15 protein-coding genes are annotated in these 15,942 nt (G+C 51.2%); 9 read left to right on the forward strand and 6 right to left on the reverse strand.

What is annotated here, in order from left to right:
• Window positions 1-88 precede the first annotated feature (88 nt).
• Window positions 89-409, reverse strand: a complete 321-nt coding sequence (locus ACYQ8U_RS12995) for a hypothetical protein (RefSeq protein ID WP_459945976.1) — start codon at window positions 407-409, stop codon at window positions 89-91.
• Between the two features lie 302 nt (window positions 410-711).
• Window positions 712-1,134: a pyridoxamine 5'-phosphate oxidase family protein gene (locus ACYQ8U_RS13000; protein ID WP_459945977.1), complete on the reverse strand. Its 423-nt coding sequence runs from the start codon at window positions 1,132-1,134 to the stop codon at window positions 712-714.
• Window positions 1,135-1,362: 228 nt separating this feature from the next.
• Between ACYQ8U_RS13000 and ACYQ8U_RS13005 the strand changes: the two genes are divergently transcribed.
• The 7 genes from ACYQ8U_RS13005 (at window position 1,363) to ACYQ8U_RS13035 (ending at window position 9,786) form a co-directional block, all read left to right on the forward strand.
• Window positions 1,363-2,514: an efflux RND transporter periplasmic adaptor subunit gene (locus ACYQ8U_RS13005; RefSeq protein ID WP_459945978.1), complete on the forward strand. Its 1,152-nt coding sequence runs from the start codon at window positions 1,363-1,365 to the stop codon at window positions 2,512-2,514.
• On the forward strand, window positions 2,511-3,179 hold the full coding sequence (locus ACYQ8U_RS13010) for an ABC transporter ATP-binding protein (RefSeq protein WP_459945979.1): 669 nt from the start codon (window positions 2,511-2,513) through the stop codon (window positions 3,177-3,179). Before ACYQ8U_RS13005 ends, ACYQ8U_RS13010 begins: the two co-directional genes overlap by 4 nt.
• A complete protein-coding gene (locus ACYQ8U_RS13015; protein ID WP_459945980.1) occupies window positions 3,154-4,422 on the forward strand; it encodes an ABC transporter permease in 1,269 nt (422 codons plus the stop codon). Before ACYQ8U_RS13010 ends, ACYQ8U_RS13015 begins: the two co-directional genes overlap by 26 nt.
• Window positions 4,423-4,428: 6 nt before the next feature.
• On the forward strand, window positions 4,429-5,628 hold the full coding sequence (locus ACYQ8U_RS13020; RefSeq protein WP_459945981.1) for an ABC transporter permease: 1,200 nt from the start codon (window positions 4,429-4,431) through the stop codon (window positions 5,626-5,628).
• 206 nt (window positions 5,629-5,834) lie between these two features.
• Complete coding sequence (locus ACYQ8U_RS13025) at window positions 5,835-7,418, forward strand: bifunctional aminoglycoside phosphotransferase/ATP-binding protein (RefSeq protein ID WP_459945982.1); 1,584 nt, start codon at window positions 5,835-5,837, stop codon at window positions 7,416-7,418.
• A 145-nt stretch (window positions 7,419-7,563) separates the two neighbouring features.
• Window positions 7,564-7,956 carry a diacylglycerol kinase gene (locus ACYQ8U_RS13030; protein ID WP_459945983.1) on the forward strand — a complete coding sequence of 131 codons (393 nt, stop codon included), beginning with the start codon at window positions 7,564-7,566 and terminating at the stop codon, window positions 7,954-7,956.
• Window positions 7,957-8,025: 69 nt separating this feature from the next.
• A complete protein-coding gene (locus ACYQ8U_RS13035) occupies window positions 8,026-9,786 on the forward strand; it encodes an LTA synthase family protein (protein ID WP_459945984.1) in 1,761 nt (586 codons plus the stop codon).
• 98 nt (window positions 9,787-9,884) lie between these two features.
• Here ACYQ8U_RS13035 and mscL read toward each other — a convergent pair whose 3' ends face one another.
• Window positions 9,885-10,289, reverse strand: a complete 405-nt coding sequence (gene mscL / locus ACYQ8U_RS13040; RefSeq protein WP_459945985.1) for a large-conductance mechanosensitive channel protein MscL — start codon at window positions 10,287-10,289, stop codon at window positions 9,885-9,887.
• Window positions 10,290-10,621: 332 nt separating this feature from the next.
• Here mscL and ACYQ8U_RS13045 point away from each other — a divergent pair, with 332 nt between their 5' ends.
• Together ACYQ8U_RS13045 and ACYQ8U_RS13050 are read left to right on the forward strand one after the other, a co-directional pair.
• Window positions 10,622-11,533 carry a radical SAM protein gene (locus ACYQ8U_RS13045; protein WP_459945986.1) on the forward strand — a complete coding sequence of 304 codons (912 nt, stop codon included), beginning with the start codon at window positions 10,622-10,624 and terminating at the stop codon, window positions 11,531-11,533.
• 215 nt (window positions 11,534-11,748) lie between these two features.
• The gene (locus tag ACYQ8U_RS13050) at window positions 11,749-12,453 is read left to right on the forward strand and encodes a TIGR04211 family SH3 domain-containing protein (RefSeq protein WP_459945987.1); all 705 of its coding nucleotides are present in this window, start codon (window positions 11,749-11,751) and stop codon (window positions 12,451-12,453) included.
• 50 nt (window positions 12,454-12,503) lie between these two features.
• Here the strand turns inward: ACYQ8U_RS13050 and ACYQ8U_RS13055 are convergent, their stop codons facing one another.
• The 3 genes from ACYQ8U_RS13055 to ACYQ8U_RS13065 form a co-directional block, all read right to left on the reverse strand.
• A complete protein-coding gene (locus ACYQ8U_RS13055) occupies window positions 12,504-13,895 on the reverse strand; it encodes a YihY/virulence factor BrkB family protein (RefSeq protein ID WP_459945988.1) in 1,392 nt (463 codons plus the stop codon).
• 88 nt (window positions 13,896-13,983) lie between these two features.
• Window positions 13,984-14,349, reverse strand: a complete 366-nt coding sequence (locus ACYQ8U_RS13060) for a molybdenum cofactor biosynthesis protein MoaE (protein WP_459945989.1) — start codon at window positions 14,347-14,349, stop codon at window positions 13,984-13,986.
• Window positions 14,350-14,447: 98 nt separating this feature from the next.
• Entirely contained in the window at window positions 14,448-15,932 is a 1,485-nt protein-coding gene (locus ACYQ8U_RS13065) for a lytic transglycosylase domain-containing protein (protein WP_459945990.1), read from the reverse strand.
• Window positions 15,933-15,942: the final 10 nt, after the last annotated feature.

The following is a 15,942-nucleotide window of genomic DNA, read 5'->3' on the forward strand; positions in this document are numbered from 1 at the left end:
AAAACTACGGTGAAACTCTATGTGGTTTTTCCGGACATAAAAGTTTCACCGGCACTATTTCCTGTGACTGTTGGCTGGTGTGCTGCTATCAGCAGCCTTCGAGCGCGGGTTTTTTCTTGGTTTCTTTCACGGCATCATTAGTCATTTCAGCAGCTTTATCTTTTGCATCGATTGCGGTTTCCTTCACAGCAGTAGCTGCATCGCCAACCACTTCAGCAGTCTTGTCTTTTGCATCGATTGCCGCTTCCTTGGTGGCAGTTGCCGCTTCCTTGCTGGTTTCCACAATTTTTTCTTTGGTTTCTATTACGGTTTCCTTGGTTTTTTCAGCAGCTTCTTTCGTGTCTTCACTGCTGCAACCATAAGTGAACATCAAGAGTAGTCCGACACATGCAATGATAATTTTTTTCATCGATAATCCTCATTTTTAGTTGTTAGAGCGTGCCACCAATGCAGCTCATAAGTTATAATTATACCTATTCAGTAAATGGCCAGGATGCCAAATATGGCTTATTATTAACCAATAATCCCATTATGTCAATTGTAATGGCCGGTATTTGCACATGATGTTAATCATGTAATGTTCCTGGAGTGAAAGATACAAATATTTCAGAACCAAATAAAAAATGATTAATGCCTCCTCTGGTATACCCGATGTCGGAGGCGCATTTCATTGTACGCTATACTCTTGGCCACGTTCTTTTTGCGGAGCGTCTATCTTGTCCACACCTCAGGTTCATAGCTGCCTGGAGTGCAATATTCTATCCGGTAGGGTTCGATAACAATGATCGAATATTTCGGGTCATCCGGGCCGGAAAAGGTGGGCGCGAGTAAGTCATTCCAGAAGTTATGCCGTTCTTCCTTGTCGGTGGTGACCCGGGCTTGACCCTGGATTTGCAGATAAGGGCGCATTTCCTGCAAGCTGGTAACGCCGCAGGTTAAATGCACATTAGGATTTTTTTCTATCTGTTGAACTTTACGTGAGTCGGCAAAGGTCGCGCATCGAATTACCAAATTTCCGTCGCCGACGGTTACCACATAACGAACCCAGGGGTTATTTTTTTCGGTCACCGTCGCTAAAGCTGCAAGTTGTGGTTTGTGAAGAATATTAAGAATACGCTGTTGTAGATCGGCCATTGTCTCTTCTCCATGTAGAGTTATTCCTGGTAACACCGCCATACCAGTATTGGTAAAGCAGGTCTTGCCTAAGGTAAAGGGTGGGTGTATTTTAACAGGCAATTGATTAACAATTAACCAGAATATGGACATTTTTTTTCTCAACAAAGCGGGACGCTCTGCTTGTTCGAGGCATCTTGCCGCACGGTAGACGGCGTTAATAACGTATCAACGTGAAGGAGTGCTGTTATGCGCAGGCTCATGCGGTGGATGGTCGGTCTGCTTGTTGTCGCAGGAGTTGCTTTTCTTGTCTGGCACAAGAGTCGTCCCAAACCCATTGAGGTGATGGTGAAACCGGTTGTTCGGGGAGTAATTGAAAAAACCGTTGCCAACACCCGCGCCGGCACGGTCAAAGCCTGCCGCAGAGCCAAACTCTCCGCGAGTATCGGCGGACAAATCTCCCACCTGCCCATTCGCGAGGGCGATCAGGTCAAGGCCGGCGCCCTGTTGCTGGAAATATGGAATGCCGATTTCAAGGCCCAGCTGGTCCTGGCCGAGCGCGAGGTTGTTTTTGCCGAGGCACAGGCCAATGCAGCATGTCTCTCGGCAGAGCAGGCAAAACTGGACGCAAAACGATCAGAGCAGCTGTTTCGCCGGCAGGTTGACTCGAAGGAGCAGACGGATCGGGCTATTACCCAGGCCAGATCGTCTCAGGCCCAGTGCGAGGCGGCAAAGTCCTCGGTGCAGATGGCGCTGGCCCGGGTCAACGTTGCCCGGGCAAACCTTTCCCGTACCCGACTGCTGGCGCCTTTTGATGGTGTGGTGGCAAAAATTGAAGGTGAGTTGAATGAATATGTCACCCCCTCGCCAATTGGTGTACAAACCCCGCCGACCGTCGATCTCATTGAAAACAACTGCTATTATGTCTCGGCTCCCATCGATGAGGTCGACGCTGCGGAAGTTCGCGTCGGCATGGACAGCCGCATCAGTCTGGACGCCTTCAGGGGCAGGCATTTTGCTGGGACGGTGCGCCGCATTTCCCCCTATGTCCTTGATGTGGAGAAGCAGGCGCGGACCCTCGACATCGAGACGGCCTTCAGCAATACCGATGATTTTCACGACCTGCTTGCCGGCTACAGTGCCGATGTCGAGATCATCATCGCTACCCGGCAGGATGCCTTGAAAATCCCCACCGAAGCCGTTCTTGATGGCAGAAGGGTTTTTGTTTACCAGGCGGCTGACAAGAAGGTGTATGAAAAACAGGTGCAGACAGGGCTGGCCAACTGGGCTTTCACCGAGATCATCACCGGACTGGAGGAAGGGTGGCTGGTGGTCGTCAATGTCGATAAACCGGGTCTGAAAGACGGCGTTGCGGCAGTTGTCGCGGAGGATGTTCCTTGATCAGCCTGACGCGGATCAGCAGAATTTTTACCGTTGGTGACGAGCAGGTGTACGGTCTGCGAGATGTCGATCTGGAGATTACTACCGGCGAGTATGTGTCGATCATGGGACCATCCGGTTCCGGCAAGTCAACCTTACTGAATATGATCGGCCTGCTCGACAGGGCGGACAGCGGCAGATATCTCCTGGAAGGCGAGGACATGACCGGGCTGGACGACAGCCGGCAGGCGGCTCTTCGGCGTCATAAGATCGGCTTTATCTTTCAGTTTTTTCATCTGGTACCGAGGATGTCGGCTGCGGAAAATATCGAACTGCCGATGATGCTGGCTGGTCTGGCTCCGTCCGAGAGAAAAAAACGGGTGCAGGAGGCGATCGAGGCCTTTGGCCTGACCAACCGGGCCCGGCATCGGCCGGATGAACTTTCCGGCGGGCAGCGGCAGCGGGTGGCAATTGCCCGGGCGACCATCATGCGGCCGCATATCCTCCTTGCCGACGAACCCACCGGCAATCTCGACCGCGTCTCGGGCAAGGAGGTGATCGATATCCTCGAAGACCTTAACCGGCAGCGGATCACCCTGCTCGTGGTAACCCACGATCCGGAACTTGGCCGGCGGGCAAAACGGCAGATCCATATGGTCGATGGGCGGATCGATTCGGATCATTGACAAGGGGTATTATCCCGAAAAAGATCCCAAAAAAGTTATGAAGATAATTGATATTATCCGCTTTGCCGTTCGTGCCGCAACCGGCTATCCGACGAGGACCATGCTGCTGCTTCTGGCCATGGCCATCGGCGCGGGTTCGGTGGTTGTCCTGTCAACCCTGGGTGATGGGGCGCGCAACTATGTTGTCAATCAGTTTTCGTCTCTTGGCAGCAATCTGCTTATTGTCCTGCCGGGGCGCTCGGAGACGGTCGGCGGGCCGCCACCTTTGTTAGGGATTACGCCAAGAGATCTGACCCTGGATGATGCCATGGCCCTGCTGCGCTCATCGACCATACGTTATGTTGCGCCGATTTCGGTCGGTGCCGCCCCGGTCTCCCGAGGCAGACTGGAGCGAGAAGTGTCGATCTTGGGCTCGACGCCGGATCTCATGCACATTCGCCGGCTGGCTATGGCCGGAGGTCAATTTCTTCCCGAAGGCGATATCACCCGTGCCGCCTCCGTCTGTGTTCTGGGTTACAAGATTAAACAGGAGCTTTTCGGTAACAGTTCGGCTCTTGGTGAAATGGTTCGCATCGGCGACCGGCGCTTTCGGGTCCTTGGCGTTCTGACGGAGAAAGGTCAGTCAATTGGCATGGATATGGGTGATATTGTCGTTGTTCCGGTCGCCTCGGCCCAGGCTCTCTTCAACACCGCCTCCCTGTTCAGAATCATGATTGAGGTCACTGATCGGGACGCCATGGCCCGGGCCAAGGAGCAGGTTCTAGAAACTATTCGGCAGCGGCACGACGGGGAGGATGATGTGACGGTTATCAGTCAGGATGCCGTCCTTGCCACCTTCGATCGCATTTTCACCGCCCTGACCCTGACCGTGGCCGGTATTGGTGGCATCAGTATTGCCGTGGCCGGCATCCTGATCATGAATGTCATGCTCATCGCCGTTTCTCAACGGCGCAGCGAGGTCGGGCTGTTGAAGGCCATCGGTGCGCCGAGCAGCCGGATTGTCACCTTGTTTCTTGCCGAATCGGCTTTCCTGTCAACTATCGGCGCTGTCTTCGGCCTGCTGCTGTCTGCCGTCGCGATCTGGGCTATCGAGCAGGTGTTTCCTGATCTGCCGCTGGAGATTCCCCTGTGGTCTCTCTGGGCGGCGGTTGGCGTGTCGGTTGCCACTGGTCTTCTTTTCGGCGTCCTGCCGGCCATCAGAGCGGCCCGGCTTGATCCGGTGCTTTCCCTCTCAAGACGTTGAGCTGTCATGCTTATCCGTGATATCTGCAGACTCTCCTACAGTTCGTTAGCGGACCAGCGACTGCGCAGTTTTCTGACTATCCTCGGCATCGCCGTTGGCATCGCCTCCGTGGTCCTGTTGACCTCGATCGGTGAAGGGGTGCAGAAGTTTGCCGTCGCCGAATTTACCCAGTTCGGCACCAATTTAATTGCTATAAATCCGGGCAAGTCAACCACCCTTGGCACCTCCGGGGCAATTATCAACAATGTCCGTCCACTGAGCATTGCCGACGAGGAGGCGCTCAGACGCATCCCCGGTGTGATCGATACGGTCTCTGTGCTTCAGGGCAATGGGCCGGTGGAATTTGCCAAACGCAGCCGGCGCACGACCATTCTCGGGGTTGGCCCATCGGCGGCGGAGGTGTGGCAGATCAAGGTCGTCAAGGGACGGTTTCTGCCGGAAGATGACAGCCAAGCTGCCAGGTCTTTTGTCGTTCTCGGCAGCCGGGTGAAGAATGAACTGTTTCGAGATGCCAACCCGCTGGGGCAGATAATCCGGGTTGCCGGGGAGCGATACCGGGTAGTCGGGGTCATGGAGTCAAAGGGACAGATGCTCGGCTTTGATTTAGATGATGCCGTGTATATCCCGACAGTTCGGGCTATGAGTCTTTTCAACCAGCAAAGCCTGATGGAAATCGATATCCTCTATCGGAGTGGACTGCAGTCGAAGACCATAGTCGAAAGAGCGAGAAAAATGCTGCAAAGCATCCATGGCGCCGAGGATTTCACCATCACCACCCAGGAGGAGATGCTGCAGGTTCTCGGGTCGGTGCTGGGCATTCTTACTCTCGCGGTCGGAGGACTGGGGGGGATATCCCTGTTGGTTGGTGCTGTCGGCATAGTCACCATTATGACTATTGCCGTCAATGAGCGCACCCCGGAAATCGGCCTGTTGCGGGCCATCGGTGCCGACCGCGGGCAGATCCTCCTGCTTTTTATCGGCGAGGCGGTGGTCCTGGCCGGCATAGGCGGCATGTTCGGCTTGGTTATCGGCGCCGGCTCCGCCTGGCTTTTAGGGGAACTGGTGCCGGCCCTGCCAACCTATACGCCATGGATCTATGCTCTTTATGCCGAGGTGATGGCGGCCGGGATCGGGCTGTTGGCCGGTGTTTTACCGGCTCGCTATGCCGCCGGCTTGAATCCGGTGGACGCCATACGGGCGGAGTGAGGACTCCCATTGCGCAGTGGCCGGCAATGAGAACCCCCGCGCCCGTTCCTTCTTACTGTTTTTCCAGGGCGGTTACTCCGGTGCGGACAATTTCGCTAATGACTGGTGCCCTGCCAATGCTCTTGCAATTTGTTAGTAAGTTATGGTTAAGTAGGACGTGTGACAAATCCAAGCAGACGGCAATCATAATAACGGAGGTCTTCACGATGAGCGCAGACACTCTGCAACCTCTCTCTCTGATTAACTCGTTGTTGCAGCCCAAGGCATATGATCCCCCTGTTGACAAATGTGCTTTGATCGAGACCCACATCTCCTGGGTGATATTGGCTGGCTCCTATGCCTATAAAATCAAAAAATCAGTCAATCTGGGCTTTCTCGATTTTTCCACTCTGGAAAAGCGCCATTTTTATTGCCAGGAGGAATTACGCTTAAATAAAAGACTCGCGCCGGCGATGTACCTGTCCGTCGTGCCGATAACCGGCACATTTGATCATCCGCAATGGGCTGGTGACGGGGAGGCGATTGAGTATGCGGTGAAGATGCTGGCCTTCCCCCAGGAGGCACAGCTTGATCGATTGCTGGCCGGCGGCGCATTACAAGCCGGGCACATTGATCTGCTGGCGCGGCACATAGCAAGCTTCCATAAGCAAATCGATGTTGCCGAGGCCACGACGCCCTATGGTGACCCGGAAACGGTCCTGCAACCCGTTGAAGAGAATTTTAAGCAGATACGGCAACATGTACAAGACAGCCGGGCCTTGCACCTGCTGGATGAATTGGAATTCTGGAGTGGGGCAACCGCCCATACTCTGCATTCTTATTTTGTTCAACGTAAATCGGCCGGTTTTATCCGTGAGTGTCATGGCGATATGCATCTGCGCAATATCGCCTGGATTGACGATGCTCCGATTTTGTTTGATTGTATCGAGTTTAGCCCGAACCTGCGCTGGATCGATGTCATGAGTGATGTCGCCTTTCTGGTCATGGATTTGCAGGAGAGAAAACAGCCGGAACTGGCCCGGCGTTTCTTGAATCAGTACCTTGAACATACCGGCGATTATACCGGGGTTGGGGTGTTGCGTTTTTATCAGGTGTATCGTGCCCTGGTGCGTGCCAAGATCGATGCAATTCGTGCCCATCAGCCTGGAATAGGGCAGGAGGAACAAGCTGCAGCCGAGAAGGATTTCTTCGAGTATCTGGACCTGGCCTTGACCTGCGTCAGAACGGCAAAACCGCAGCTCATCATCACCCGGGGCATGTCGGCCTCGGGCAAGAGCACGGTAAGTCAATTACTTTTAGAACAGTTAGGGGCAATTCGTCTTCGGTCAGATGTCGAACGTAAGCGATTGTTTGGCTTGAAACCGGAGGATGATGGACAGGCTGCGCCGGGAAAAGGCATCTATAGCCCGGAAGCAACGCAAAAGACCTACGGAAAACTAGAGGAGCTGGCATCCCAGGTTCTCGATGCCGGCTATCCGGTGATTGTCGATGCGGTATTTTTGCACCACGGGGAACGAGAGCAATTTCGAAACCTGGCCAAAAGCAGACAGGCGCCATTTGTAATTTTGCAGTGCACAGCTGACATCGAGACATTATATGAGCGTATTCTGCAGCGCACAAACGATGTCTCCGATGCTGACTTGAAGGTCCTCGAGATGCAGCATGCCAAGTGGCAGCCGTTACAAAAGCATGAGCACTTCAATGTGGTGACCGTTAATACCGCTGCGCCGATTGACATTTACTCGCTGGCTGGGAGAATTAAGACAAAACTTAATTCCGAGATACCTTGACTGTGTTGAATTAACGGAGTATTTTTTACCCGCTTTAGGCCCTGTTGCTCTTTATGGCGATGCAGAAGTGATGCTCATCGCCCAGGAGTTTATTACCGAGAAGGGCAGCACCTCATAGTTCATCTCCGCTATGCAATAACAGAATATGGCTGGTAAACCACCTAAAAAGACCGGTTTCGCGAGAATTATGGCCGCCGGCTCCTATTCGCTGCAGGGCTTACGCAGTACTTTTTCCACCGAAGCAGCTTTTCGGCAGGAATTGTACCTCGTCACTCTTGCTTCGGCAGGTCTGTTTTTTTTGCCGCTGTCCTCCGAATGGAAAGGGCTGCTCTTTTTGGCAACTACTGCCGTTCTTGTCGTCGAGTTGTTAAATTCGGCAATTGAGTCGGTGGTCGATCTCGCTTCCGCCGAGTATCATGCGCTGGCAAAACGAGCCAAAGACATCGGCAGCGCGGCAGTCTTTGTCAGCATCGCTCTTGCCCTCCTGTTGTGGAGTGGCGCCGTTTTGTCGATATTTGTCGATAAGGTATCGTATTGAAAAGGTGAAGTTTTTTGATGTATCCTTTCTTACGTCACTGTCAATATATTTTTTAGATCGAACACGTTCATGCTCATGAAATCGTTTCACCTGTACTCCTCCACGGAGCAGAGAGATGGCTTGCTTCTCCTCTGGTCGGTTATGGTAACGGTCGCCTCAGCCGCGGGTCTCGGGCTGGTTCTCTGGGCCATCTCCTGGTCGTTTGGCCTGGTCGGCGGGATACGGGATTTCGGCAGTGCCATACGCTTCGAATTACCTTACCTGATTGTTGCTTATGCGGCGCTGCTGTATCTTCTGCGCCCGACGCCCTGGCGCATTTTGCTTGCGGCGCTGCCGATTATCGTGCTCTATCTGGTTATCGACCTGCGCTTTGTCTATATGCATAGTGTCTTCAAGCTCGATGAGCTGCTCCTTTTGCCGGAGGGGCTCAACGTCTCGCCGATTTGGGCGAGGATAGGAGTCTGGGGCGCCCTGGTTGTCTGGACGGTGGTTTTTATCAAAAATCTGAAGCGTTCCCTTGGGGAGCTGGCCGTACCTTTTTTGCTCCTGGCTCTTGCGGCGGCACCACCAGTTGCCGCCTACACTCTGCCGCAACAGTTCCTTCAGGTAGCGCATAGCTCGGGGCTGACCATCATCCCCTGGTCCGATCGTTTAACCTCGGCGGTAATGGGTCGCACGACCGCCCTGTTTCTCTTCGCCGCGACTAAGCGTCAGGCCCTGGCCGATCTGGCAATGCAGCCGGTGGTCGATGATCCGCAGCGAAATCCGGCCCTGCTGGTAAATGCCCTGCAGGAGAGCCGCAATGTCCATATCCTTGTCCTCGAATCTTTCCTCGATCCGCAGCGTTTTTCGGCTTTACAATTTCGTACGCCGCCGGCCCCGCCCAGGTTTGACAAGCTCCGGGAGAATATGCATACAGCCAGGTCGCCGGTATTTGGTGGCGGCACAGCCGAGGTTGAATTTGAGCTGCTCTGTGGTGTTCCGGCTTTCGAGCTCTATAGTCCGGCCGAATTCAGTATGTTTACCGGTAAGCCGACCCCCTGTCTGCCCAACCTGCTCGCTGCGGCCGGTTATCGAACGATAGCGACGCAATCGTATCAACCCGATTTTTTTAATTCGGAAAAAGCGTATCAATCGATAGGCTTCCAGGAGACAAATTTTCCGTCGATATATGCCGAAGACCGGCAGACGTATCTTAACTATGACCTTCCCGACAGCTATATATTCGACGGCGATCTTCTTACGCAGAATCTTCTCTATGTCGAAAAACTTCTTGCCGACGGCAAGCCGTTTCTCAATTATGTGCTCGGCACCTATGGCCATCTCCCGCACAAGACCGACATTGAACGCTTTCCGCCAAAGGTCGATGTGGTCGGAGTCAAACCGGGCTCCCAGGCCTATCTGGCCATTCAGCAATTTTATTATCGTGCCGGGGCTGTGGCGGATTATATCACCAAGCTTCGGGAAATGGACCCGGACAGTCTGATCATTGCCACCAGTGATCACCTGCCGCCTCTGGACGGCGGTTCCTATACCTATAAAAACCTAGGCTATACCCTCCATGATGGGGGTGAATTCAGGGAGAATATCTGGTTCTATTTCGGTCCCGAGCACAAAAATCTCGCCTGGCCGGACCATGATTATCAGTTTATGGATTTTATTCTTGATGTCCTCACGAAAGAACGTATCTGCACTGTGATAGAGTGCAAAAATCGCGAGGTTGTGCCTCTTGCAAAGCTGACGAACAGCTATAACCACATCATAGCCAAGGGTGCGGGGCTTGCAGGTGAAGGTTCAGGATCGGACAATGCAGCCCGATCCCACTGGTAGACGGCGGATAATTCCGGCCACCTCGATCGCTGAAACAAGTAGTATTGGCCGGATGCTCCACTGGTCGCAAGAAAACGGACAATCTCCTAGCGAAACGCTCACTTCCTCTCTTTGAGTAGATCACGAATTTCCGTAAGCAATACTTCCTCAGCCGATGGCTCCGGTGGCGCCGCTGGAGCTTCTTCCTCTTTGCGCTTCAGCGAGTTAATGAGTTTGATGACGATAAAAATTGCGAAAGCAATGATTGTAAAGTCCACGACCGTCTGGATGAACTTGCCGTAGCTGATGACGACAGCCGGTATATCTCCTGCCGCTTCCTTGACGGTAATCGCCAGATTAGAAAAATCGACTCCCCCAAGGAGCACGCCGATTGGTGGCATAACCACATCCCCGACAAGAGAGGAAATGATTTTACCGAACGAAGCACCGATAATGATACCCACAGCCATATCGACGACATTTCCTTTTACCGCGAATTCCTTAAATTCTTTTAGCACACTCATTGTCACATCCTCTTTAAATTATTTGACCTTCTTGTGGAAAAAATGGTTTAAAAAACACCGCTGACAGCGGAAAAATTGTTCTGATTCATTGAGTTGCATTATTAGATGAATACTGCATCAAATGGTATCTTTCAAGAAAAAGATATCATTAATATATAGTCAGGCGAAAAGTGGTGAAAGAAGCTGAAACGCTTACCAAGGGGAGGCGATTGTCGGCAACGACATCTCTTGAGCCATTGATTCTGCCGGTGACAGAGCATTACATTGCAAACTATGGTAAAGACCTGAATCCAGCAATACCAATACCTCTCAGTTGCAAAGGAGTGATGAGGATGATGAGAAAAATAGCCTTCGGCTATTCAAACCGCTGTAATATCAGGTGTGGTCATTGTGTGGCTGCGGGAGATACGATCGATGATGCAAAGATGGAGCTTGGCAGAGCGAAAGAGATCATCCGGGAAATGGCGGCGGCTGGTGTTCGCGGCATAAGTTTTACCGCCGGTGAACCGTTCATCTATTTTGACGATCTGCTCGAACTGGTTGGTCTTTGCCGGGAACTGAAGATATATACCAGGATCGTCACCAACAGCTCTTGGGCTAAAACTCCGGAAAAAACTGAACAACTGCTGGGGATGCTCCAAGAGTGTGGACTTTCCCAACTGCGCATGAGTTACAGCAGGTGGCACCAGCAACATGTACCGCGACACAATGTGCTGAACGCAGCGAATGGTTGTCGGACAAAAGGCATTGACTACTTTATCTCCTTTGTCACGGATTTCACCAGGGAAGATGATGCGTATGAACAATTCCTTAGAGACAATACGCTGAAATTCTTCCCGGAACCGGTTATCTATGCCGGGCGGGCGGAAACCTTTGGCCGAAAAACGATCTGCACCGATTATCAGGAAAATCGCTGTGCCATGAACCCCTATCTTGCGCCGGATCTGAATATGTACGCCTGTTGCGATGCAGGCAGCCACTTTACCACCACTAACTTTTTCCTCCTCGGCAATCTCGAGAACCACTCAATCGATCAACTTTTTACCAGGAGCGAGAATGTGCCGCTCTACAACTGTATCAGATTAATGGGCATTTCCAGTATCGCTTCCTTTGCCGGCATCAAGGCACGCGAGATTGTTACCTATCGGAAATGCGAGTTGTGCAAGGTGCTGTTTGATTCCCCGAAAATGCTCAAGTTTTTACAGGATGCCGCAGTGGCTGCATTGTCGAACTGGATCAGGTAATTCGGTATTCTGCCTGCCCCGGTCTGGCATGTGCCTGACTGCAGAGAGACTGAGGTTTCGCTTGAAACATTTTCCGAGGTGTTGTATCCAGATGTTATATCTAATAACGAAAAATATTATCACAGATAATCTTTTGACGCGGCGGTAATGAGGAGCCAGAATAAGCTTCAGCTGCCCGGAGTCCTGTGAAAAAACGTGTAAGGAGTGTTAAAATAATGCTTACCAGACTAACCATAAAAATATCGCCGGTCTTCGTCTTTTTCTTGCTGTTGGGTTTTTTGCTGTCCTGCAGCGCCATTTTCTGTTCAGTGAAAACGGTGAATGCGGCTACCCGTTATGTAAAGCCCAGCGCCGAAGTAGTTGTCAGAACCGGTCAGGGCAATGAATATAAAATTATCAGTATGGTGAAAGATGGGGCCGCTGTTGACCTTCTTCAGGAAAACGATGCATATGCCATGATCCGTCTTCCTGACGGGCGAGAAGGGTGGATGTTAAAAAGGTTTCTGAGTGCTGATCCCCCACTTTCCGTAGTTGTTGCGTCTCTTCGTGCCGAAAATGAAAAGATGAAACAAAGAGAAATGGAGCAGGCGCGGCAAGTTGATGAGATTTCGGCAACCCTGAAAAAAACCGAGTCCGAACTCGCCTCGATTGTTACGGAACGAGATCAGGTCAAGACCGATTTTCAGAATCTACAGGAGGATACCGCAGATGTGATTCTGATCAAAGAGGACATGCTGAAAGCAACAAAGGAAAATGAATTGCTTGCCCAGGAAATGGCTATGCTGAAAGAAGAAAACAACAAGCTGAATAAAGATAAATCGATCAATTGGTTTCTGGCCGGTGGCGGAGTTTTGCTTGTCGGCATGTTTATTGGCAGACTGTCCAGCGCATCACGCAAGAGAAAATCGTCACTTCTGTAAAGGTTGATACATATTTTCTAAAGACTGCGCAACCAGCGTTTCTTGTACCATTAATCCGGGGTGTTGTTTTTTATGGTCCCCGGATCATGTCGACTGCTTTGTGCTCCTGCCGCTTCTATTACCTGGCGACTCATGATACCACCCGCAGTGTCCGGGGCATCGGTACCAAGAATTATGCTGACGATGTTTTGTCTGTCGTATCCTTCGATGGGTGAGGTCGGTAACAGAGTTTCATCCGTCTGTGAAATATGGATGACTCCGGCTTTCATAAGTGTATTAAGGGTATCTGTAATGATCACCGGGGCGTAGTGGGGGAGGTCGTCGGCCAGATTTCGGGCGCTGACAGGTTTATGCGTTGCAAAGCCGGTGTATATATGATCCATGATGTCGAAGGCCGCGCCGAGTTTAACAGAGGACGAGGCTTTGAAGGGCGTGAGTCGGTAAGTTTTTACATTCTGAAAGGCAAAGGCCACTTGGGCTCCGGTCAGAATGAACAACCAGCCGAGAAATATCCACACAAGAAACAGTGGCAGCGAGGCGAAAGAGCCGTAAATAGCATTGTAATTTGCAACACCCACCTGCAGGCTGATATATATATTCTGCACGGTGAACCAGAGAAGCGCAGCCAGTGAGGCACCGATCAATGCCGGGATATTTTTGACTTTGGTGTTGGGGAAAAAGATATACATCGCATAAAAAGTCAGAGTGATAAAAAAAATTGGTATCGGTTTGAGCAGAAGCGATTGCAGCCAGTCAAAGGGGATGATGAGGTCCATTTTTGAGGCCAGTACCGGGCTTTGTAGAAAGGCGCTGGCGGCAAAAGTGATGTTGATGGAGATAGGCAGAAGGATCATCAGCGTCAGATAATCGGAAATCTTCCTCTGCAGTGATCGTGCGGCGGAGACTTTCCAGATGGCGTTCATTGCCGATTCAATATTACCGAGCACCAGCAGCACACTGATCAGAATCCCAACCATACCGATGGTTCCGAGGGTGGTAAAATTTGTTCTGTCGACATAATCAAAAAGGGTGTCGACGGCTGTGCGAAGATGGCTGGTCAGGTCGGTGTTTTTTTCCGATGGCTGCAGCACCGCCGCCGGGGCAAGCTGGTCACCATGATCGCTCATTGCACTGTTTTTGCTCCTCTCCAGGGAGGCAATGTAGGTATATGCCGCTTTACGCAGCTGGTCTCCGCCCCCAAGCCCCTTGACGACGGCAGTACTCATGGCCAGCATCGGGACGAGGGAGAGCAGGATGGTGTAGGTCAGGGCACTCGAGCGTAAAGAGAGCTCACTCTTTTGAAACTCGGTGAGGGTGATGAACAGAATTCTCAGCAGGAAATGTGCAGTCGAGGTGAAAAGAGAATTGTCGTCAATTGGTCGATCTGCCCATGCCCGCAGCGATGAGTGGTCGAATACGTTGTGATGTTTTGAGACAGCCATGGTCGGTTCGGTCGATTAGATGTGGATATTGAGCCATTTCTCCAAGACCTAAAAGACAATCTCCCGGTTCCGGATGATATATTGATAATTAATTGGAAAAAATCTCTTTCTTGGTTATGGCCTCGGATTTGATCCGATCAAGCAGTTCCGCGAGAACCGGCTTGATATTTTCCCGGAGGTCGCCGGCGACAATAATATAGAGGAGATCGTCACCGGGCTGGAAGGTTCCGGAGCATGCTTCGATAATGATCTCAAAAATACCATCTCGTTGAAGATATTCCTGCCGGAGCGTTTCAATTTTTCCGAGGTCAGGGGTGACCTCAAGGGCAGTGACTGTTGTTCGATCCTTTCTTGACCAATTGCGCACGACGCCATTGTGGATGAGGATCATGCCCACATTGTCGGTAAATTCCGGTCTTTTTTTCAGTTCTTGTATTGTCTTGGTAATATCCATTGCATCCCTCATTGGTGAACCTGGTGTATTTTCTTGTTGATTACTGTAAAAGCGAAAAAAATTTTCTTCGGTTTCCGGCAAAGAATCAAAACGTTGTCCTATAAAGTGTCGTACCCTTTTCCGGATATATGTTGCTTTTTGCGCGCGGCAAGAAGAGGTGTTGTCGGATTGTGACCGGAATTGATTGCTTTAGCCTTGCTGCGGGCTGTGATTTTTGGGATATTCTGCGGCGTTTCTCGCACCGCGTCGAATTGCTTGGGAATTCTTAGTCGCTGTTTGAGATAAACAGTTGCATATTGGTCCAAATTGTTCGCCTTCATCAGATTTTTCAGGGAAATGCCGTGCAATCTGGCAATACTCCCGGCTGTTTCCCCCTTTTTTACCTGGTGAATGAGGCTGGGCTTCTGCACCTTTTTATAAAAAGTAGTAGGCAGGGAGGCGAGCAGGTGGTTCGTTTGTTTCTCTGCAGGAAGCCGGAGGGTGTATCCTTTGGGGATATGTTTTTCACCCAGGATGACTGATGCTCGCAGAGCCGGGTTAAGCGATTTGATGGTCTCTGTTGAAACACCGAAGTGCCTGCGGATCTCTGTTATATCGACGTACCTGGGCAGGTTGAGATAGCGGCTGGACTGGGCGGGCTTGATCTTTCCCTTGTGCTTTTCCTCCAGCTGCCTGGCTACTTTCAGGGCCGCCAGAAACTCGGAATAGAAATTTCTCGAAGCAAATTTGAAATGGCCTTTGTTGTAATGACGGAATATCCTTTCATAGCTGCCCTGTTCGTCTACGGCCCTTACCATACCTGCCAGGCCGTAGTTATACGAGGTCAGGGCCAGAGGCCAGTTGTTGAGAGTACTGTAACTTTTTTTCAGATATCTGGCGGCCGCATGGGTGGCAATGATCGGGTCAAGGCGTTCATCGAGAGTAGAATCATCTATTGTCAGATATTGCTTTCCTGTTGCTCTGGTAAACTGCCAGATACCCGCCGCACCCATTCGAGAATACGCCTGAAAATTGAAAGAGGATTCAACGTGGGGAAGGTAGGCCAGTTCTTGGGGCAGGTGATACGCTTGAAAGATCTTTTTTATTTCTTTCATGTATCTTCCGGAGTCGATGACTCCGGCAAGAAAGCGTTCCTTCTGTCCTCTCTGGCTGCGGACATTTTCTGCAGCCTCGGTTAATATTCTGTGCCGGTTTTTACCGGCATACAGTGCGGCTATTTTTTTTTCATCTGCGCTAGTCGGTTTGTGGTCGGCAATTTTTATAAGGATCTCACGGTACTTTTTTATGGCGAGTTGCTGATAGAGTGAATTTAACCGGGATGCACCCGGCATATCGTCACTAAGAAGCGGAATGACATCGTAAATCTTTGATAAATCTTTCGAGTCATGTATAACTGCCTCGGTGAGCGAATAGTGGGAATATATCTTCTCCCAGAAGACGACATTGTCGGCAATAGCCTTGTACCTGGGAAAATTTTGGCTGCCCGGAGATGTCCCCTGACAATTTTCAGCCGTCTGCAGCAGGAGAAAAAAAGCACACAGGATGATTTGCGTCAGATGTTTTGCAAAAAATTTGATAGGCATAAGGGCTCTT

The organism is Desulfocastanea catecholica (assembly GCF_054657295.1).